Annotated in this window: 20 protein-coding genes; 4 read left to right on the forward strand and 16 right to left on the reverse strand. The window is 65.1% G+C overall.

The window, feature by feature from the left end; genetic code table 11:
• Positions 1-82: 82 nt before the first annotated feature.
• Together FQ775_RS10480 and paaZ are read left to right on the forward strand one after the other, a co-directional pair.
• On the forward strand, positions 83-1,297 hold the full coding sequence (locus FQ775_RS10480) for a cytochrome P450 (RefSeq protein ID WP_146298020.1): 1,215 nt from the start codon (positions 83-85) through the stop codon (positions 1,295-1,297).
• Between the two features lie 43 nt (positions 1,298-1,340).
• Positions 1,341-3,368: a phenylacetic acid degradation bifunctional protein PaaZ gene (gene paaZ, locus FQ775_RS10485; RefSeq protein ID WP_146298021.1), complete on the forward strand. Its 2,028-nt coding sequence runs from the start codon at positions 1,341-1,343 to the stop codon at positions 3,366-3,368.
• 8 nt (positions 3,369-3,376) lie between these two features.
• Here the strand turns inward: paaZ and FQ775_RS10490 are convergent, their stop codons facing one another.
• Genes FQ775_RS10490 through pcaC form a run of 5 tightly spaced genes read right to left on the reverse strand, consistent with a single transcriptional unit; the run spans position 3,377 to position 7,396 of the window.
• On the reverse strand, positions 3,377-4,552 hold the full coding sequence (locus tag FQ775_RS10490) for a Bcr/CflA family efflux MFS transporter (protein WP_167812890.1): 1,176 nt from the start codon (positions 4,550-4,552) through the stop codon (positions 3,377-3,379).
• Entirely contained in the window at positions 4,549-5,616 is a 1,068-nt protein-coding gene (locus FQ775_RS10495) for a 3-carboxy-cis,cis-muconate cycloisomerase (protein ID WP_146298023.1), read from the reverse strand. The genes FQ775_RS10490 and FQ775_RS10495 overlap by 4 nt, the downstream gene beginning before the upstream one ends.
• A gap of 13 nt (positions 5,617-5,629) precedes the next feature.
• Complete coding sequence (gene pcaG, locus FQ775_RS10500; RefSeq protein ID WP_146298024.1) at positions 5,630-6,244, reverse strand: protocatechuate 3,4-dioxygenase subunit alpha; 615 nt, start codon at positions 6,242-6,244, stop codon at positions 5,630-5,632.
• Entirely contained in the window at positions 6,244-6,984 is a 741-nt protein-coding gene (pcaH, locus tag FQ775_RS10505; protein WP_146298025.1) for a protocatechuate 3,4-dioxygenase subunit beta, read from the reverse strand. The genes pcaG and pcaH overlap by 1 nt, the downstream gene beginning before the upstream one ends.
• A 1-nt stretch (position 6,985) precedes the next feature.
• Positions 6,986-7,396, reverse strand: coding sequence for a 4-carboxymuconolactone decarboxylase (gene pcaC / locus FQ775_RS10510; protein WP_146298026.1), 411 nt, complete (start codon positions 7,394-7,396; stop codon positions 6,986-6,988).
• A 101-nt stretch (positions 7,397-7,497) separates the two neighbouring features.
• Between pcaC and pcaQ the strand changes: the two genes are divergently transcribed.
• Entirely contained in the window at positions 7,498-8,412 is a 915-nt protein-coding gene (gene pcaQ, locus FQ775_RS10515) for a pca operon transcription factor PcaQ (protein WP_146298028.1), read from the forward strand.
• Here pcaQ and pobA read toward each other — a convergent pair.
• Positions 8,406-9,578: a 4-hydroxybenzoate 3-monooxygenase gene (pobA, locus tag FQ775_RS10520; protein WP_146298030.1), complete on the reverse strand. Its 1,173-nt coding sequence runs from the start codon at positions 9,576-9,578 to the stop codon at positions 8,406-8,408. The genes pcaQ and pobA overlap by 7 nt on opposite strands.
• A gap of 110 nt (positions 9,579-9,688) precedes the next feature.
• On the opposite strand from pobA, the gene FQ775_RS10525 reads away from it, so the two are divergent.
• Entirely contained in the window at positions 9,689-10,567 is an 879-nt protein-coding gene (locus FQ775_RS10525) for a helix-turn-helix domain-containing protein (RefSeq protein ID WP_146298031.1), read from the forward strand.
• 11 nt (positions 10,568-10,578) lie between these two features.
• Here FQ775_RS10525 and FQ775_RS10530 read toward each other — a convergent pair whose 3' ends face one another.
• From FQ775_RS10530 to aptA, 10 genes are all read right to left on the reverse strand, one after another.
• Positions 10,579-11,865, reverse strand: a complete 1,287-nt coding sequence (locus tag FQ775_RS10530; protein ID WP_146298032.1) for a cystathionine gamma-synthase family protein — start codon at positions 11,863-11,865, stop codon at positions 10,579-10,581.
• A gap of 131 nt (positions 11,866-11,996) precedes the next feature.
• Entirely contained in the window at positions 11,997-12,983 is a 987-nt protein-coding gene (locus FQ775_RS10535) for an ABC transporter substrate-binding protein (RefSeq protein ID WP_146298033.1), read from the reverse strand.
• A 30-nt stretch (positions 12,984-13,013) separates the two neighbouring features.
• The gene (locus FQ775_RS10540; RefSeq protein ID WP_146298034.1) at positions 13,014-13,874 is read right to left on the reverse strand and encodes an ABC transporter permease; all 861 of its coding nucleotides are present in this window, start codon (positions 13,872-13,874) and stop codon (positions 13,014-13,016) included.
• Positions 13,871-14,737 (reverse strand): ABC transporter permease, encoded by an 867-nt coding sequence (locus tag FQ775_RS10545; protein ID WP_246730366.1) that lies wholly within the window; start codon positions 14,735-14,737, stop codon positions 13,871-13,873. Before FQ775_RS10545 ends, FQ775_RS10540 begins: the two co-directional genes overlap by 4 nt.
• A gap of 99 nt (positions 14,738-14,836) precedes the next feature.
• Positions 14,837-15,661, reverse strand: a complete 825-nt coding sequence (locus FQ775_RS10550) for an ABC transporter ATP-binding protein (RefSeq protein ID WP_146298036.1) — start codon at positions 15,659-15,661, stop codon at positions 14,837-14,839.
• Between the two features lie 7 nt (positions 15,662-15,668).
• Positions 15,669-17,120 carry a dihydropyrimidinase gene (gene hydA / locus FQ775_RS10555; RefSeq protein WP_146298037.1) on the reverse strand — a complete coding sequence of 484 codons (1,452 nt, stop codon included), beginning with the start codon at positions 17,118-17,120 and terminating at the stop codon, positions 15,669-15,671.
• A gap of 195 nt (positions 17,121-17,315) precedes the next feature.
• Entirely contained in the window at positions 17,316-17,576 is a 261-nt protein-coding gene (locus tag FQ775_RS10560) for a contact-dependent growth inhibition system immunity protein (protein WP_146298038.1), read from the reverse strand.
• A gap of 1 nt (position 17,577) precedes the next feature.
• The gene (locus tag FQ775_RS10565) at positions 17,578-17,946 is read right to left on the reverse strand and encodes a hypothetical protein (protein ID WP_146298039.1); all 369 of its coding nucleotides are present in this window, start codon (positions 17,944-17,946) and stop codon (positions 17,578-17,580) included.
• A gap of 29 nt (positions 17,947-17,975) precedes the next feature.
• Entirely contained in the window at positions 17,976-19,226 is a 1,251-nt protein-coding gene (locus FQ775_RS10570) for a Zn-dependent hydrolase (protein ID WP_146298040.1), read from the reverse strand.
• Positions 19,227-19,301: 75 nt separating this feature from the next.
• Positions 19,302-20,630: an omega-aminotransferase AptA gene (gene aptA, locus FQ775_RS10575; RefSeq protein ID WP_146298041.1), complete on the reverse strand. Its 1,329-nt coding sequence runs from the start codon at positions 20,628-20,630 to the stop codon at positions 19,302-19,304.
• Between the last annotated feature and the right edge of the window lies 1 nt (position 20,631).

Here is a 20,631-nt window from a genome sequence, read left to right on the forward strand (position 1 = left end):
TTGCATAAACCGGCCGGACGGTCAATAATACTTTCGGAAGCTGCGCCGGCCCGCGCGGCCTTGTTCAGGGAGGATGACGGGCATGGAGGCGACACGCGGCCTTGCTGAGGCGTTCGACATCAACGCGCTGCCGCCGGGCTTTGCCGACGACCCCTTTCCCGTCTATCGCGCACTGCTCGAACACGCGCCGGTCAAGCGTTTCGCCGACGGCTCGGTGATGCTGTCGCGCTACGCCGACCTCGACCGCGTCTACCGCGACACGAAGACCTTCTCGTCCGACAAGAAGGTCGAATTCCTGCCCAAGTTCGGCGACACGCCGCTTTACGAGCATCACACCACCAGCCTGGTCTTCAACGATCCGCCACTGCACACCCGTGTGCGCAAGATCATGATGGGCGCGCTCACCCCCAGGGCGATCGCCGCGATGGAGCCGGGGCTGATCGCGCTGGTCGACGGCCTCATCGACCGCATCGCCGAAAAGGGCGAAACCGACCTGATCGAGGATTTCGCCGCCGCCATCCCGGTCGAGGTCATCGGCAACCTTTTCGTCATGCCGCATGAGGAGCGCGGACCGCTGCGCGACTGGTCGCTGGCGATCCTCGGCGCGCTGGAGCCGGTGCTGACGGAAGAGCAGCAGAAACGCGGCAACGACGCCGTCACCGCCTTCAAGGCCTATCTGGCCGACCTTGCCTCCGACCGCCGCGCCAATCCCGGTGACCCGGCGACCGACGTGCTCACCCGCCTCATCAACGGCAATGACGGCGAGCTTCTGTCCGACACAGAGCTTCTGCAGAACTGCATCTTCATTCTTAATGCCGGCCACGAGACCACGACCAACCTGATCGGCAATGCGCTGCACGAACTCACGCAGTGGCCCGAAGAGCGCCGTCGCCTGATGCAAAGCCCGGAACTGATCGATACCGCCGTCGACGAGTTCCTGCGCTTCCAGAGCCCCAACCAGCTCGGCAACCGCATGACGGTCGAGACCTGCCAATTCCATGGCGAAGAGATCGCGCCGGGAACCCGCATCCATTTGGCGATCGGCGCCGCCAATCGCGACCCGCGCCAGTACGACGAGCCCGAGAGGCTCGACATTTCGCGCAAGCCCAACCGCCACCTCGCCTTTGCGCAGGGCCCGCATCTGTGCGCCGGCTTCTCGCTTGCGCGCATGGAAGGCCGAATCGCGATTTCACGCTTTCTGCAACGGTTTCCCGACTACCGCCTTGCCGGCGAGCCCAAACGTACCGGCCGCGTCCGCTTCCGCGGCTTTTCGCACCTGCCGGCGCGCACTGCGTAGCTGCACAAACCAGAAATTTTCCTCCGGCTCAGGAGCCTCCGCAATGACCATTCTCGCCCTCAACAGCTATGCCGCCGGCAAGTGGATCGCACCGTCCGGCAACACGACCAAGCTGAAAAGCGCCATCGATGGCCGCGTCATCGCCGAACTCGGCGCCAGGCTCGACTTCGCTGCCATGCTCGACCATGCCCGCAAGGTCGGGGGCCCTGCCCTGCGCGCCATGACGTTCCACGAGCGCGCGGCGGCGCTGAAGGCGGTGGCCCAATATCTCAACGAGCGCCGCGACGCGCTCTACGAACTTTCCTACGACACCGGCGCCACCAAGCCCGATTCCATGATCGACATCGACGGCGGCATCGGCACCCTGTTTGTCTTTTCCTCCAAGGGCCGCCGCGAACTGCCCGACGACGTCATCTATGTCGATGGCGGCATCGAACAGCTCGGCAAGTCCGGTGCCTTCCTCGGCCAGCACGTCGCCACCTCGCTGCAGGGCGTCGCCGTCCACATCAATGCCTTCAACTTCCCCGTCTGGGGCATGCTGGAAAAGCTCGCGCCGACGCTGCTGGCAGGCGTTCCGGCGATCGTGAAGCCGGCCTCGGCGACCGCATGGCTCGCCGAGGCAGCCTTCCGCATGATCGTCGAATCCGGTGTGCTGCCCGACGGCGCGGTCCAGTTCGTCGCCGGCTCCACCGGCGACCTGCTCGACCGTCTCGGTTCGCAGGACGTCGTCTCCTTCACCGGCTCCGCAGCGACCGCCAGCATGCTGCGCGCCAACCGCACGATCCTGGAGAACGCGACCCGCTTCATTGCCGAGCAGGATTCGCTCAACGCCACCATTCTGGGGCCGGATGCCGCCCCCGGCACGCCGGAATTCGACACCTTCGTCAAGGAGGTGCATCGCGAGATGACGGCCAAGGCAGGTCAGAAATGCACCGCCATCCGCCGCATACTGGTGCCGGCCGACCATCGCGACGCCGTCATCGAGGCGATCTCGGAGCGGCTGTCGAAAACGGTGATCGGCGATCCGCGAGCCGAGACCACCCGCATGGGCGCGCTGGCGAGCCTCGACCAGCGCCGCGACGTGCTCGAAAAGGCAGCCCTGATCGGCTCCGAGGCGCGCCGCGTCTTTGGCGGCGATGACGGCTTCGCCCCGGATGGGGTCGACGCCGAAAACGGCGCCTTCGTCTCGCCGATGCTGTTTGCCTGCGACGATCCCGACGGCGCGGAAAAGATCCATTCGGTCGAGGCCTTCGGCCCGGTCTCGACCGTCATGGCCTACCGCGACCTCGATCATGCCACCGCGCTTGCCAATCGCGGCGCCGGCTCGCTGGTCGCCTCTGTCTTCACCCACGACCGCGACGTCGCCCGCAAGGTCGTGCTCGCCTCCGGCGCCTTCCACGGCCGGCTCTATTTCGCCAACCGCGACACCGGCCGCGAGGCCACCGGGCACGGCTCGCCGCTGCCGCATCTGGTCCACGGCGGGCCCGGGCGCGCCGGCGGCGGCGAGGAGATGGGCGGCATCCGCGGCGTCATGCACTACATGCAGCGTACTGCCGTGCAGGCCAGCCCCGACCTTCTGGCCGGCATCACCCGCACGCACGTAAAGGGCGCGACGACCACGTCCGGCGAAAAACATCCATTCCGCTTGCGCTTTTCCGAACTCGAGATCGGCCAGACGCTCGAAACCGCGTCACGAACGGTGACGCTCGCGGACATCGAGCATTTCGCCGAGTTCACCGGCGACAATTTCTATGCGCACATGGACGAGGAAGCGGCCAGGGCGAACCCGTTCTTCCCGGGCCGCGTCGCCCACGGATACCTGATCCTGTCCTTCGCCGCCGGCCTTTTCGTCGACCCGGCACCGGGCCCGGTGCTCGCCAATTACGGGCTCGACAATCTGCGTTTCATGAAGCCGGTTTCGCCCGGCGACACGCTCACGGTGCAGCTGACGGCAAAAGCCAAGACACGCCGCAACGCCGAGTATGGCGAGGTGCGCTGGGACGTCACCGTCACCAACCAGGATGGCGAACAGGTCGCCGGTTATGAACTCCTGACGATGAACGCCATGTAGGCTCGGCCCTACCCTACCGACCTGCCGCGCCACAAGAGCAAGCCGGCGAGGCAGGTTCCGCAGATCGCGATCAGCACCGCCGCGAAAGCGACGGTCGAAGCGGCGATGCCGATGACAAGCAGTGACACCGCGACCGACGCGCCGATCTGGCTCGTGAAGCCGTAGAACGCCGCCGTGAAGCCGGCGATGTCGCCATGCGGGTCGAGCACCATGGCGGCGGCGTTGGAATAGACGATAAGATAGCTGGTCGCGAACAGCACCAGCAGGGCCGTCATCAGGTAGGCGTTCATCCATCCTGCCAGCGCGAACGTGACCATCAGACCGGCCGAGATGATCAGCACCGCGTTGCCGGCGATCATGGCATCGACGACGCCGACACGCCGGATCAGGCGCCGGTTGATGGTCTGGCCAATCACGATGCCCATGCCATGCAGGGCGAAGAACAGCGCAAAGCCGGTCCCGGTCAGTCCGAATGCGTGCTCGTAGATGCGCGGGGCCACCGCGAGGATCAGGAGCATCGACGACATGATCACAGCCGAAAGGAGCAGGAAATGCCGTGACTGGGGATGCCGGAAAAGACGTAGCGTGCGCGCGGCGAAGACCTTCGGCCTGACCGCGTCCATCGAACGGCTGGAAAGGGTTTCCGGCAACCGCAGAAGTGCGAGCAGCAGACCGGCGGCGAATATCGCCAGTGCCAGGAAGATGAACCGCCAGCCGGCGACCGCCGCCATGCCGGCACCGATCAGCGGCGCGAAGATCGGCCCGACCGCGAAGATAGCCGTCGCCAGCGCGAGGCTGCGGGCGAGTTCCTCGCCCGCATGGAGGTCGCGCAGTATGGCGCGCGAGCAGACGATCGCGGCGGCCGCGCCTGCGCCCTGAAGGAGACGACTCGCCAGAAGCGCGAGAATTGACGGCGAAAATGCCGCGCTCAGGCAGCCGACCAGAAACAGGCCGAGGCCGGCCCCCAGGACCAGGCGCCGTCCGAACCGATCGGAAAGCGAACCCCAGAGCAATTGTCCGAGGCCGGCGCCGACCATGTAGAGGGTGATCGTCCACTGCACCTGCTCGAACGGTGCATCCAGGTCCGCGGCCATGGCCGGAAAGGACGGCAGCGTGATGTCGACCGTGAAGGCCGAGATCGACATCAGGAGCCCGCAATAGACGACGATGGCGCGCTGGTTCACGCGTCGTCTTTCCCCGGAAAGGAAATTGCGTCGACAAGCCGGCTCGCCGTACCGAGGGCCGCCCCGCAGGCGACCGCCATTTGCGGCAGCAACATCCATTCCAGCGTCCAGGCCGCACCGGAGCGCTCGTTCTCGTGAACCATCGCCTGATGCATGCCGGCAACCAGCGTCGCGTTGAAGCGCGCCAGCGTCACGAGGGTTTCCGCCCCCACCGGATTGACCTTGTGCGGCATCGCCGAGGAACCGCCACCCGAGGCGAGCTTGACCTCGCCGACCTCGCTTTGCGCGGCCAGCGCGATGTCCTGGCCCATCTTGCCGAGGCTGCCTGTCACCAGCGACAGCCACGAGGCGAGGTCCGCCATGCCGTCCCGCTCCGAGTGGCGGGCATCGGCCACCGCCGTCAGGCCGAGCGCGATCGCCATCCTGCGGCCGACCGCCTGTCCCTTCCCGCCCAGCCTGTCAAGCGTGCCGGCGGCCCCGCCGAAATGCAGGACGGCAACGCTCTCACGCACGCCGGCAAGCCGCGACTTGTGGCGCAGTAGCGGATCACGCCAGCTCCTGATCTTGCGCGCCGCGGTGACGGGGATCGCCGCCTGCATGCGTGTATGGGCCATGACTTCGATGTCGCCGTAGCGCTCGGAAAGCGTGGCGAGTAGCCCGGCAAGTGCGTCGATCCGCGCGCCCAGGACGTCGAGGACGCGGGATAGCCGCATCGACAGGCTTGTGTCGATGACGTCCTGGCTGGTCGCGCCAAAATGGACATGTCCGGCAAGCGCCTCGCCGACCTCACTTCGCAACTGACTGACCAGGGTCGGCACGACAACGCCGTCGCGTGCAACGCCCTCGCGCAAACCCTCAAGATCGGGCTCGAACGCCTTGATCCGACTCGCGATCTCTTGCCCCGCACCGGCGGGAATCACGCCCTCCGCAGCCTCCGCTTCCGCCAGCGCAGCCTCGAAGCCAAGCATGGCGACGATTTCGGCGTCGACGGCGAACTCGGCGGCGATCTCCGGGTCGCCGACCAGGCCTGAAAGGAATGGATGCTCGAAAGGGGAAACGCTCACGTCGCCATCGCGCTCAGATGTCGAAGAAGATGGTTTCCTTCTCGCCCTGGAGATGGATGTCGAAGCTGTAGACATTGCCCTCGCGCGGCGCAATCAACGTCGGCACGCGCACCTGGTGCTCGACGCGCTGCAGGATCGGGTCTTCGGCATTGGCCTTTTCCTCGTCGCCGAAATACATGCGCGTGTGCAGGCCGAGATTGATGCCGCGCGCCACGATCCAGAAGGTGATGTGCGGCGCCATCGGCCGACCGTCGCGGAACGGCACCCGGCCGGGCTTGATCGTCTCGAACACGAACTCGCCCGTTTCCATATGCGCCGGGCAGCGGCCCCAGCCGGTGAAGTTGGGATCGGCCGATCCACGGGTTTCCGAGGGCGAGTTGTAGAGCCCGTCCGCGTCGGCCTGCCAGATTTCCACCAGCGCGTCGCGCAGCGGCGTGCCGGTGCCGTCTAGAACCCTCGACTTGACGGTGATGCGCTCCCCCTTGGTCTTGTCGTTGACCATCGAGAGGCCGAGATCGGCATCGTAGACCCCGCCGATGTCGCAGAAATTCGGCGTCAGCCCGATGTGCACGTAGGGGCCGGCGGTCTGCGACGGCGATTCCTTCAGGCGGTTGAGGTCCTGGGCCATCAATTGCCCTCCTTGCGGTTCTCGAACATCGTCGAGCGGCGCCCGCGCAGCACGATGTCGAACTTGTAGGCCATCGCGTCCATCGGAATCGTCGCCTCCATGTCGAGCGGCGCAATCAGCGTCTCGATCGCCTCGCGGCTCGGGATGGTGGACACGATCGGGCATTTCCAGATCAGCGGATCGCCCTCGAAATACATCTGTGTGATCAGCCGCTGCGCGAAGCCGTTGCCGAAGATCGAGAAGTGAATGTGCGCGGGCCGCCAGTCGTTGATGCCGTTCGGCCAGGGATAGGGTCCCGGCTTGATGGTGCGGAAGATGTAGCCGCCCTCCTCGTCGGTGATGGTGCGCCCGCAGCCGCCGAAATTGGGATCGAGCGGCGCGAAATACTGGTCCTTCTTGTGCCGGTAGCGTCCGCCGGCATTGGCCTGCCAGAATTCGAGCAGCGCGCCGGGTACGCCCTTGCCCCGCTCGTCGAGAACCCGGCCGTAGACGAGGATGCGCTCGCCGATCGCACTTTCGCCGGGCTTGGCGAAATTGTGGATCATGTCGTCGTCGAGTTCGCCCAGCATGTTGTGGCCGAAGACAGGCCCGGTGATCTCGCTGATCGTGTTGTCGAGCGACAGGAGCGCCTTTTGCGGCGAGCGCAGGACCGAGGTCTTGTAACGCGGCGTGAAGGCCGGCGGATGCCAGTCGCGGTCACGCTGAAAGAACGAGCCCGTCTCGGGCATCTTGTTCGACATCTCAGTTCCCTCCCTCGGCGGACCGTTCCATCTCCGCCAGCGTCTGCTTGACCACCTTGATGGCATGATTGGCCGCCGGCACGCCGGCGTAGATTGCCACATGCAGCAGCGCCTCGCGAATATCGTCGGGCGTGGCGCCCGTATTCGCTGTCGCTCGTACATGCATGGCGACTTCCTCATAGTGACCGAGCGCTGCCAGAAGCGCGATGGTCACCATCGAGCGTTCGCGTCTGGTCCAGTTCGAGCGTGACCAGACATGGCCCCATGCCGCCTCGGTGATCAGATCCTGAAAAGGCTCGTCGAAGGCCGTCTTGCTGGCCTCGGCACGATCGACATGGCCGTCGCCCAGAACGGCGCGACGCGTCGCCATCCCCTGCCCATGCCGCGCCGACTTTTCCGAAGAAACGGTCATCTCCGCCTCCATCATCACATGAGTCTATTCAATCAGAATATCTGAGTTATGAAAAATGAGATTTTTCACCGTTTTCATACCGTTTCTGATATTGATGAGGAATGCGGATCAAGACACGGCATCTGACCGTCTTTCTCGAGATCGCCCGGCGCATGAGCGTCGGCAAGGCGGCCGCCGCCCTCAATCTTTCGCAGCCGGCGGCCACCCGCACCATGCGCGAGCTCGAGGACGAACTCGGCATGCCGTTGCTTGCGCGTGACGGCCGGGGCATCCGCCTCACCTCGGCTGGCGAGGCATTCCGTCGCCACGCCGCTGCCAGCCTCGCAGCGCTGCGCCAGGGCGTCGACACGCTGCGCGGGCTCGAGGCTAGCAGCGTACCACCGCTCCGGATCGGCGCCCTGCCCACCGTCTCGGCGCGAATCATGCCGCGTGTGATCTCTGCCTTTCTGACCGAAGCCCAGGCGCGGGTAAAAATCGTGACCGGCGAAAACACCGTCCTCCTCGATCAACTGGCGCAGGGCGAACTCGACGTCGTGGTCGGTCGCCTCGCGGCGCCCGAGCGCATGGTCGGCCTGACCTTCGAGCATCTCTATTCGGAACAGGTGCGTTTCGTGGTGCGGCGCGGCCATCCGCTCGTCGAAGGCAAGCCCTTCAGTCCCGCTGACATCGCCAACCACCCGGTCATCATGCCGACGACCGGCTCCGTCATCCGCCCCTTCGTCGATCGCCTCCTGATCGCGCTCGCCATGCCCGAGCCGCGCCAGCGCATCGAAAGCGTCTCCGATTCCTTCGGCCGCGCCTTCCTGCGCGAGACAAACGCCGTCTGGATCATCTCGGAGGGCGTTGTCGCCGGCGAACTCGCCGCCGGCAGTTTCGTGGCGCTGCCCGTCGACACCTCGGAGACGCGCGGCGCCGTCGGCATCACACTACGTGCCGATCAGGGCCAGCCGCCACTGCTCGAGCCGTTCATGCGGACGCTGCGTCAGGTGAGCACCGACCTTCGCAGGCCTCAATAGGGCAGCCCGACATAGTTTTCGGCAAGCGACGTCGAGGCGGCGCGCGAATGGACCAGATAGTCGAGTTCGGCTTCCTGGATCTTCTGGCCGAAGTCGCCTGAATCGTGGAAGCGATGCATCAGCGACGTCATCCACCAGGAAAACCGTTCCGCCTTCCAGATGCGCCTGAGCGCCTTCTCAGAATATCCGTCGAGGCCGGCCTGCGAGTTCTCCCGGTAATGTTCCAGCAGCGCATCGAAGAGATAACGTACGTCGCTCGCGGCCAGGTTCAGCCCTTTCGCACCTGTCGGTGGCACGATGTGGCCGGCATCCCCGACCAGGAACAGGCGCCCGAAACGCAGCGGCTCGGCCACGAACGACCGCAAGGGCGCGATCGACTTCTCCACCGAGGGGCCGGTCGTCATCTTCTCCGCCGTCTCGGCGGGCAGGCGGCGGCGGATTTCGTCCCAGAACCGCTCGTCCGACCAGTCCTCGACCCTCTCTTCCAGTGGCACCTGAACGTAATAGCGGCTGCGCACAAGCGAACGCATCGAGCAGAGCGCGAAGCCGCGCGGGTGGTTGGCGTAGATCAGCTCATGATTGACCGGCGGCACCTCGGCGATGATGCCGAGCCAGCCGAACGGGTAGACACGCTCATAGGTTTTCAGCAATGCCTCCGGCGCCGAACGCCGCGCCACGCCGTGATAACCGTCGCAGCCGGCAACGAAGTCGCAGTCGACGCGGTGGGTCACCCCGTCCTTTTCATAAGTCACGTAAGGCTTGCCGCCGTCGAAATCGCGCGGGCTGACATTCGCCGCCTCATAGACGGTTTTCCCGCCGGTCGCTTCGCGCTTGTCCATCAGGTCGTGGGTGACCTCGGTCTGGCCGTAGACCATCACCTTCTTGCCGCCGGTCAGATTGAAGAGGTCGATCCGGTGCTGGCGCCCGTCGAAGGTCAGGTCGATGCCTTCATGCGGCAGGCCCTCGCGGCGCATGCGTGCGCCGGCGCCGGCCTCCTCGAGCATGGCGCACATGCCTTCTTCCAGCACGCCAGCGCGTATTCGCCCCAGAACATGCTCCTTGCTCGAACGCTCGAGGATGAGGTTGTCGATGCCGGCATTCGTGAGCAACTGCCCGAGCAGCAGGCCCGACGGACCTGACCCGATGATGACGACCTGTGTGCGCATGCGCCTCCCTTTCTCCCAATCATGGGAGAATGCGCGCTACAGCTTGCTCTCTCAATGGACAGTCAGCGCATCTTCTTGCACAATCCGCGCATGGCACGATCGGAAAGCGGATGACCCGGCACGTCCCCACCTACCAGCTCTATGGCGAGCGGCGCGCCGATCAGGCGGATTTCTGGCTGCATTGCGAGTCGATCCCCGAACGCAGCCGCTTGCACCATTGGGAGATCCGGCCGCATCGCCACGCCGCCTTCTTCCAGATGTTGTACATTTCGAATGGCAGCGGCGAAGCGTTGATCGCCGGGCGCTACCGCCCCTTCCTGGCCGGCGCGGCGATTTTCGTGCCGCCCGGCGCCATCCACGGCTTCCGCTTCTCGCGCGACATCGCCGGCCTCGTCGTGACCGTGCTGCGCGACCGCCTCGACAACCTGGCCGCGTCCGACCGCCGCCTCGCCGCCTTCGTCGCCGAGCCGCGCCTGATCGAGGATGCCGGCGATGCGACGCTGGCGATCGACGCCATGTCGCGGCTTGCAACCGAACTCACCGGCCATGCGACGGGCCGAATGGCCCTGCTCGAGGCATTGGTGACCGGCGCCGTCATCGGCTTCGCCCGATGCGCCGACGAGGCGGCCGGAGGCGACGAGGCCATGGATCTCGACGGGCGCCGTCTCGAAGCGCTTTCCGCCCTGATCGGCGCGCATTTCCGCGAGCACCGCCCCGTCGCCTTCTACGCCGACAAGCTCGGCCTTTCCGCCGCGCATCTGAACAGGATCGCGCGCCGAGCCACCGGCCGCAGCCTGCAGGAACTGATCAATCTGCGCTTGGTAGAGGCAGCGCGGCGCGACCTGGTCTTCACCTTCCTGCCGGCACAGTCGATCGCGTTGGCGCTGGGCTTTTCCGATCCGGCCTATTTCAGCCGCTTCTTCCGCAAGCAGACCGGCATAACGCCCGCCGCCTTCCGCCGGCGAGAGCGCGGCAGGCTCGGCGTTTAAGGCGCTCGGCCTCAGACAATTGCCAGCGCCTGCGCCAGATCGGCGATCAGGTCGTCGGCATGCTCCACTCCGATCGAAAGCCGGATGGTCGAATCGAGAACGCCGATACGATCGCGGATTTCGAGCGGCACACCGGAATGCGTCATGGCCGCCGGATGACTCGCCAGCGACTCCGTGCCGCCCAGGCTGACGGCGAGCTTGAAGATCTGCAGCGCGTTCAAAAAGGCGAAGGCCGCCTTTTCGCCGCCCTTGATGTCGAAGGAGAAGGTCGAGCCTGCGCCGCTGCACTGCCTGGCAAAGCACTTCGCCGCCGCCGTCTCTTCGCCGAAGAAGGGCGGATAGTGCACCTTGCCCACCTTGGCATGGTCGCGCAGGAACTCGGCCACGATGCGGGCATTGTCGTTGGCCTTCTCCATGCGGATGGTCAGGGTTTCCAGCGAGCGTCCGAGCATCCAGCACGAATGCGGGTCCAACTGGGTGCCGATCGCCCCGCGCAGCGCCTTGATCGGCTTGGTCACCGCCTTCGAGCCAAGCACCGCACCGGCGATCAGGTCGGAGTGCCCGCCGACATATTTGGTCAGCGAATAGACCGACACGTCGATGCCGTGTTCGAGCGGGCGCTGGAAGACCGGGCCGAGCAGCGTGTTGTCGCAGGCGATCACCGGTCTCAGCCCGCCTTGACGTTCGGCGATCTCGGCGGCGATGTGCGCGACCAGTTCCATGTCGATTAGCGTGTTGAGCGGGTTGGAAGGCGTCTCGATGAAGATCGCCGAAACCCGCCCCTTGGCAAGTGCGGCGTCGGCCGCCGCCCGTATAGCCTTTTCGTCGACGCCGTCGGAAAAACCGACCGCCTTGATGCCGAAATCGGCAAGCGTCCGCGCCAACAGGGTCTCGGTACCGCCATAGAGTGGTTGCGAATGCAGGATCACGTCGCCGGGCCGGGCGATCGCCAGCAGTGTCGTCGCGATCGCCGACATACCCGAGGAAAACAGGATGCAGGCTTCGGCGCCCTCGTAGGCTGCCAGCCGGTCCTCCACGATCTCGCTGTTGGGATGGTTGAAGCGCGAATAGACCAGCCCTGCCGCCGTGCCGCCCGGCGGCTCCTTGCGCCCCGCGACGTAGTCGAAGAAGTCGCGCCCTTCCTCCGCGCTGTGAAAAACGAAGGTCGAGGTCAGGAACACCGGCGGCTTCACCGCGCCTTCCGACAGCTCCGGATCGAAGCCGTAGGACAGCATGAGCGTCTCGGGATGCAGGCGGTGATTGCCGATATGGGTCTTGTAGGGGCGCGGTGCGGTCATGGGGTCAACTCCGGTGGAATCGCTGTCACGATCCTAACGCAGCGCCGACCGTTCGGATGCGCGGATTGTGCCCGCGCCAAAAAGAAAGGGCGGTTGCCCGCCCTTCCTTTCGTCGTGATGCTCGGCGCTGTCTACAGTGCCTTGTCGGTGATCATGTGTGTCCAGGCGCCTTCCGGCTCCTTGGTGATGACCGGATCCGACCCGCCCTCTAGCAGCGTCTTGACCGTACGCTGGTAGTCGGCCTCGTCGAGCGCGCCGTTCGAGCCTGCCGTCAGCTTGGCGATTTCGCCCATCATGCGCTTCTGGTGCTTTTCGGTCTGGGCGCCGGTCGCGTCATTGTCGAGCACGATCATTGCAGCTTCGTCCGGATTTTCCTCGGCCCATTTCCAGCCCTTCATCGAGGCGCGAACGAAACGCACCATCTTGTCGACGAAGGCCTCGTCCTTGAGGCTGTCCTCGAGCACGTAAATCCCGTCCTCGAGCGTGGCCACGCCCTGGTCCTCATATTTGAAGACGACTAGGTCCTCAGGCGTGAAGCCGGCGTCGATCACCTGCCAGTACTCGTTGTAGGTCATGGTCGAGATGCAGTCGGCCTGTTTCTGGATCAGCGGATCGACGTTGAAGCCCTGCTTGAGCACGGTGACGCCTTCCGCACCGCCGTCGGTCGGGATGCCGAGATGGCTCATCCATGACAGGAACGGGTATTCGTTGCCGAAGAACCAGACGCCCAGCGTCTTGCCCTTGAAGTCCTCGGGCTTCTCGATGCCGGTCTCCTTGCGGCAGGTCAGCATCATGCCGGACGACTTGAAGGGTTGCGCGATGTTGACCAGCGGCACGCCCTTCTCGCGGGTCGCGAGCGCCGACGGCATCCAGTCGATGATGACGTCGGCGCCGCCGCCCGCCAGCACCTGCGGCGGAGCGATGTCGGGACCTCCCGGCTTGATCTCGACCTCGAGGTCTTCTTCCTCGTAGAAGCCCTGGTCCTGGGCAACATAATAGCCGGCGAACTGGGCCTGGGTGACCCATTTGAGCTGCAACGTCACCTTGTCGGCCGCGAGCGCCTGCGCGGCGGCCAGCGACATCGCGCCGGCGAGCAGTGAGACAATCATTGTTTTCATTTGTCGTTTCCCTCTGTGGTTGAACCTTGTCTATCCGCCACGGACAGACGGATGCCAGAACGTGGCTGCCCGTTCCACGAGCGCGACCACGCCATAGAAGACGGAACCCGCGAGCGCCGCAACCGCGATTTCCGCCCACACCATGTCGATATTCATCCGCCCCACCTCGGTGGAGATGCGGAAACCCATACCGACAATGGGCGTCCCGAAGAACTCCGCGACGATGGCGCCGATCAGCGCCAGCGTCGAGTTGATCTTCAGAGCGTTGAAGATGAAGGGGCCAGCCGCCGGCAGCCGCAGCTTGAACAGCGTCTGCCAGTAGCCCGCCGCATAGGTGCGCATCAGGTCGCGCTCCATTGCGGAGGCCGCGGCCAGTCCCTGCACCGTGTTCACGAGCATCGGGAAGAAGGTCATGATCACGACGACCGCGGCCTTCGACGGCCAGTCGAAACCGAACCACATGACCATGATCGGCGCCACGCCGATGATCGGCAGCGCGGAGACGAAATTGCCGAGCGGCAGAAGCCCGCGCTGCAGGAACGGCGAGCGGTCGATCAGGATGGCGACCAGGAAACCCGACCCGCAGCCGAGCACATAGCCGGCCAGCACCGCCTTCAGGAAGGTCTGGCGGAAATCGGCCCACAGCGTCGGCACCGACGTCAGGATGCGCGCCCAGATCGCGCTCGGCGGCGGCAGCAGCACGAACGGGATCGAAAAGCCGCGCACGATGCCTTCCCACAGCACCAGCAGCGTGACGCCGAACAGGAACGGCACGAAGATGCCGATCGCGCGCGCCTGCGCCCGGTTGGCCGGCTTCCGGCGCACCAGCCATTCGTTGAAGGCCCAGGCGCCGAGCCAGAACAGGAGCGCGAGGATGAAGGCGCCGCTCATTCGGCCATCCCCATGCGCTTCAGCACCATCCTGTGCGCGATGCCGACCGTCATGACCAGCACGGCGGCAATCGCCGCGGCGGCAAACAGCGCCGACCATATCTGCACCGTCTGGCCGTAATAGGAGCCGGCGAGGAGCCGCGCGCCGAGCCCCGCGACCGCGCCTGTCGGCAGTTCGCCGACGATGGCGCCGACGAGGCTGATCGCCACGGCCACCTTCATGGAGGTGAACAGGTAGGGCATCGAGTTCGGCCATCTGAGCTTCCAGAACACCTGCGCGGTGCTGGCCGAATAGGTTCGCATCAGGTCGAGTTGGATCGCCTCGGGGCTGCGCAGGCCCTTCACCATGCCGACCACGACAGGAAAGAAGGAGAGGTAGGTGGAGATCAGCGCCTTGGGCAGAAGCCCCGAGAGCCCGATCGCGTTGAGCACCACGATGATCATCGGCGCGATCGCCAGGATCGGGATCGTCTGCGACGCGATCACCCACGGCATCACCGACTTGTCCATCGCCCTGTTGTGCACGATGCCGACGGCGAGCAGGATGCCGAGCACGGTGCCGATGACAAAGCCGAGCAGCGTCGAGGAGAGCGTAATCCAGCCGTGGTAGACAAGGCTGCGCTTCGAGGTCGGCTTCATGCCGAAAGTCGTCTTCCACATCTCGGCGATCACCTGATGCGGACTTGGCAGCACAGGCCGCTCCTGGTTCAGCGTGTCACGCACCAGATCACTGGCCGTCCAGGCCTGCTCGGCCTGCGCATAGCGGTCGAGCTGCCACGGCGAATTCAGATAAACGGCGAAGGCGTACCAGACCGCCACGATCACCGCGACGACGATCAGGATCGGGATGGTCTTACCGGCCATCAGGCGCGAAACAAACGACGGCGCCGGTGGAGCACCCGTGGTCGCCACGGTAGGGGTAGAGACCGCCATCAGACCCTCTGACCCAGCGTGGGCTCGCTCTTACTCATAGCTGTGCCCCGCCCGCAGGCCCTCACGGACGCGATGGGCGATCTTCAGGAATTCCGGGCTTTCGCGGATGTCGAGCGGCCGTTCCTTCGGCAAGGTCGACTCGATGATGTCGGTGACACGGCCGGGCCGCGGCGACATCACCACGATGCGCGTCGACAGGTAGACCGCCTCCGGGATCGAGTGGGTGACGAAGCAGATCGTCTTGGTCGTGCGTTCCCACAGCTTCAGGAGCTGCTCGTTGAGATGGTCGCGCACGATCTCGTCCAGCGCGCCGAAAGGCTCGTCCATCAGGAGCAGGTCGGCATCGAAGGCCAGAGCGCGGGCGATCGAGGCACGCTGCTGCATGCCACCGGAAAGCTGCCAGGGGTACTTCTTGCCGAAACCCTTGAGGTCGACCAGTTCCAGCACCCGCGCGATGCGCTCGGCCTGCTCCGATCGCGAGATACCCATGATCTCCAGCGGCAGGGCGATGTTCTTCTCAATCGTGCGCCACGGGTAGAGGGCCGCGGCCTGGAACACATAGCCATAGGCACGCTGCCGGCGCGCCTCCGCCGGCGTCATGCCGTTGACGGTGATCGAGCCGGCGGTGGGTTGCTCGAGGTCGGCGATGACGCGCAGGAAAGTCGTCTTGCCGCAGCCCGAGGGCCCGATGAAGGAGACGAACTCGCCCTTGCCGATCGCGAGATCGACGTCGGCCAGCGCCTGCACCGGTCCGTCATTGGTCTGGAAGGTGAGGCCGAGGCCCTTGGCCTCGACAACGCTTGCAGCGGCTTGCAAAACCCCGGCCCCTTCGATTGGCCCCTGATGAACGGTCATATTGCTCCTAAACGCCCGACGCCGGAATGCCCGACCGCTCGACCTTGCGCGGCGCAACGACCTCTTTCCACTGCGACAGCGCCTGGCTGACCGGGCCGCGCGCCTCGCGCGCCACGAACTCGCCATGGCCGGGCTTCGCCTTGACCTCGAAATTGTCGACAGCGATCTCGCCGCGGCTCAGCACATATTTCGGCAGGCCCTTGACCTCGATGCCCTCGAAGACGTTGTAGTCGATCGCCGACTGCTGGTTCTTGGCCGTGATCGTCTTTTTCTTTTCCGGATCCCACACCACGATATCGGCGTCAGCGCCTTCGACGATGGCGCCCTTCTTCGGATACATGCCGAAGATCTTCGCCGGATTGGTCGAGGTCACCGCGACGAACTCGTTCATCGTCAGCCGCCCCCTGCCGACGCCGTAGGTCCACAGCACCGGCATGCGGTCTTCGAGGCCACCGGTGCCGTTCGGGATCTTGGTGAAGTCGCCGACGCCGGTTCGCTTCTGCTCGGTGGTGAAGGCGCAATGGTCGGTCGCCACCACCTGCAGGGAACCGGCCGACAGGCCGGCCCAAAGCGAATCCTGATGCTGCTTGTTGCGGAAGGGTGGGCTCATCACACGCCGCGCCGCATGGTCCCAGTCCGGATTGGCGTATTCGCCCTCGTCGAGCACCAGATGCTGGATCAGCGGCTCGCCATAAACGCGCATGCCTTTCTGCCGTGCCCGGCGGATAGCCTCGTGGCTCTGCTCGCACGAGGTGTGCACCACATAAAGCGGCACGCCGGCCATGTCGGCGATCATGATGGCGCGGTTGGTCGCCTCGCCTTCGACCTCGGGCGGTCGCGAATAGGCGTGGCCTTCCGGCCCGTTATTGCCTTCCGCCAGCAATTTGGCCTGCATCTGTGCAACCACGTCGCCGTTCTCGGCATGCACCATCGGCAAGCCGCCAAGCTCGGCGCAGCGCTGGAACGACGAATACATCTCGTCGTCATTGACCATCAGCGCGCCCTTGTAGGCCATGAAGTGCTTGAAGGAGGTGATGCCGCGCTCGATGACCTCGGGCATCTCGTTGAACACCTGTTCGCCCCACCAGGTGATCGCCATGTGGAAGGAATAGTCGCAGCAGGCCCGGGTCGACTTGTTGTCCCAGCGCTTGATCGCGTCGAGCAGCGAGCCGCCGGGATCGCCGAGGCAGAAATCGATCACCATCGTCGTGCCGCCGGAGAGCGCGGCACGCGTCCCGCTCTCGAAATCGTCCGACGAATAGGTGCCCATGAAAGGCATTTCGAGATGGGTGTGCGGGTCGATGCCCCCCGGCATCACGTAGCAGCCGGTGGCATCGATCTCGTGATCGGCGTGCAGGTCGTGGCCGATGGCGATGATCTTGTCGTGCTGGACCAGCACGTCCGCCTTCCATGTCCGGTCCGCCGTGACGATGGTTCCGTTCCTGATGACTTTGGACATGATTACCTCTCGCTTTGCGATCTCATGAAGTCACGCCGGCAAATGCATAGAAATCCCGACTTTCCTGCCGCGCCTTGTCGACGAACTCCTGCAAGTCCCGGGCCGATGCCTGCACAGATTCGAACGCGGCGTGAACACGATGCCATGCACCCGGATGGCCTTGCCATACGTCGGTCGGCAAGCGTAGGCAGGCCATCAGCAGGTCGCCTGCAAGAAGGTTGCCGCAGTCATCGGATTCTCTTCCAGAATGTCGGCCACGCGGTCGATGAGCAGTTCGGTGCCCAGGTTTTGGCTGATCAGGAGGCGCAACTGCCCAATGCTGAGTTCGTCGATTGGCGTTGCCAGCGCGGTCTCGCACTTCTCCGCGAGCGGCGTTTCGAAAGGCGGTTCCCCGTCCTGCCATCCCAGAAGCTGATTTATGGTCTTTTGGCCAGACATCTGTTCCCGTTTCGACACGTCAAACCGCTCCGAACACTTCGATCGCCCGTCCGTGGACACCGATGTCGACGGGACCGAACACCGTGTCGACGGCCAGCGAAAAATAGCCGGCCATCGGCATGTAGACGACGCGGTAGCGGCCGTCGCCGCGCGTCACCGACCAGCACCGCTGCTCGAACCCGCCGGAGAACCCTACCATGACCGGCGCCGGTTCGATCAAGGCGGCCTCGAAATCTTCCAGCGTGCGGCTGTACCAGCATGCCGTCGCATCGCTCCCGGTGCGCGAGGCCCGACGCGCCTCGGTCGCCGCGTCGTAGCCCGCGATCTCGCCGGCGATGATCGCCTTGATCGCTTCCGGCCCGACGGAGGCGGCGTGCACGGCCGTCATTCAGCGGTTCTCCGGATAGCCTACTAGCCTCACTCCACGATCCCCGCCGTCTCCACCACCGCGTGGAAAAGCACGTCGGCGCCGGCCGCGGCCCATTCCTTGGAGATTTCCTCGGCCTCGTTGTGCGACAGCCCGTCGACGCAGGGGCACATCACCATCGCCGTCGGCGCCACGCGGTTGATCCAGCAGGCGTCGTGGCCGGCGCCCGACACGATGTCGCGATGCGAATAGCCGAGTCTCTCCGCCGCCTCACGCACCGCTTTGACGCAGTTCTCGTCGAAGGTGACCGGATCGAAATGGCCGACCGCCTCTATCTCGATTCCGAGCCCTAGTTCCTCGGCGATCTTCGGCGCCTCGGCCTCCAGCCGCGCCTTCATGGCGTCGAGCGTCCTCTGGTCGGGCGAGCGGAAATCGATGGTGAACACCACCTTGCCCGGAATGACGTTGCGCGAATTCGGATAGACGTCGCAATGGCCGATGGCGCCGACCGCTGCCGGCTGGTGGCTCATGGCGATCTCGTGCACCAGTTCGGTGATACGCGCCATGCCGAGGCCGGCGTTCTTGCGCATCGGCATCGGCGTCGAGCCAGTGTGCGAATCCTTGCCGGTCAGCGTCACCTGCAGCCACCACAGCCCCTGGCCGTGCGTGACCACGCCGATATCCTTGCCCTCAGCCTCGAGGATGGGGCCCTGCTCGATATGGAGCTCGAAAAAGGCGTGCATCTTGCGCGCGCCAACCTCCTCCTCGCCCAGCCAGCCGATCCGCTTCAGTTCGTCGCCGAAGGTCTTGCCCTTGGCGTCCTGGCGCGCATAGGCCCAGTCGAGCTCGTGCTGGCCGGCGAACACGCCGGAGGCCAGCATCGCCGGCGCAAAACGCGTGCCTTCCTCGTTGGTCCAGTTGGTGACCACGATCGGGTGTTTCGTCTTGATGCCGAGATCGTTGAGGGTACGGATCACCTCCAGCCCGCCGAGCACCCCGAGCACGCCGTCATAGCGCCCGCCGGTCGGCTGGGTGTCGAGATGCGAGCCGACATAGACCGGCAGGGCGTCGGGGTCGGTGCCCTCGCGGCGTGCGAACATGGTGCCCATCTTGTCGAGGCCCATTTCGAGCCCCGCCGCCTCGCACCATCGCTTGAACAGCGCCCTGCCCTCGCCGTCCTCGTCCGTCAGCGTCTGCCGGTTGTTGCCGCCGGCAACGCCCGGACCGATCTCCGCCATTTCGTGGATCGAATCCCACAGGCGGTCCGGGTTGATGCGGAGATTTTCGCCGGGTGCGGCCATGTCATTCCTCTCATTTCATTCTTCCCGCGACCGGCGGTTCCCATCGCCGGTCTCGCGGGTTGTCGTCGGCGGTGCTCAATCCACCATGGAAAGCACCTCGCGCACATGGTCGACGAGTTCGTCGATCTGGCCCTTGGTGATGATGAGCGGCGGCGACAGCGCGATGATGTCACCGGTGGTGCGGATCAGCGCGCCGCGCTCGAATGCCTTGACGAAGGCAGAGAACGCCCGCTTGGTCGGCTGGCCGGCGATTGGCTCCAGTTCGATCGCGCCGACGAGGCCGATATTGCGCACGTCGATCACGTGCGGCGCATCCTTGAGCGAATGCAGCGCCTCCTCCCAATGCGCGCCGATCTCGGCCGCCCGCGTCAGGAGCCCCTCCTCCTTGTAGGTGTCGAGGGTGGCGAGTGCCGCCGCCGAGGCGATCGGGTTTCCGGAATAGGTGTAGCCGTGGAAGAACTCGATCACATGCTCCGGCCCGTTCATGAAGGCGTCGTGGATTTCCTTCTTCACGAACACCGCACCCATAGGGATGACCCCGTTGGTGACGCCCTTCGCGGTGGTGATGATGTCCGGCACGACGTCGAAATAGTCGGCCGCGAAAGGCGCGCCGAGCCGCCCGAAACCGGTGATGACCTCGTCGAAGATCAGCAGGATACCGTGCTTGTCGCAGATCTCGCGCAGGCGCTTCAGATACCCCTTCGGCGGGATCAGGACGCCGGTCGAACCCGCCACGGGCTCGACGATCACTGCCGCGACGGTGGAAGCGTCATGCAGCGCCACGATGCGCTCCAGTTCGTCGGCGAGGTCGGCGCCATGCTCCGGCTCGCCGCGCACGAACTTGTTCTTGGCCGGCAGATGGGTGTGCGGCAGATGGTCGACGCCGGTCAGGAGCGAGCCGAACATCTTGCGGTTGGCGACGATGCCGCCCACCGAGATGCCGCCGAAATTGACGCCGTGATAGCCGCGCTCGCGCCCGACCAGGCGGAATCGCGAGCCCTCGCCCTTGGCGCGGTGATAGGCGAGCGCGATCTTCAGCGCCGTGTCGACGGACTCGGAGCCAGAATTGGTGAAGAAGACATGGTCCATGCCTTCGGGAGCGATGTCGACCAGGCGGTTGGCCAGTTCGAACACGATCGGATGGCCCATCTGGAAGGCTGGAGCATAATCGAGTTCGGCCGCCTGGCGCTGGATCGCCTCGGTGATCTTCGGCCGGCAGTGGCCGGCGTTGACGCACCACAGGCCTGCGGTGCCGTCGAGGACCTGGCGGCCGTCGGAGGTCGTGTAGTGCATATCCTTCGCACCCACGAGCATACGCGGCGCCTGCTTGAACTGGCGGTTCGCGGTGAACGGCATCCAGAACGCGGAGAGATCGTTCGGAGCCACATTCAGTCTGTTGGACATA

The organism is Nitratireductor mangrovi (genome assembly GCF_007922615.2).
Lineage (GTDB): Bacteria > Pseudomonadota > Alphaproteobacteria > Rhizobiales > Rhizobiaceae > Mangrovimarina > Mangrovimarina mangrovi.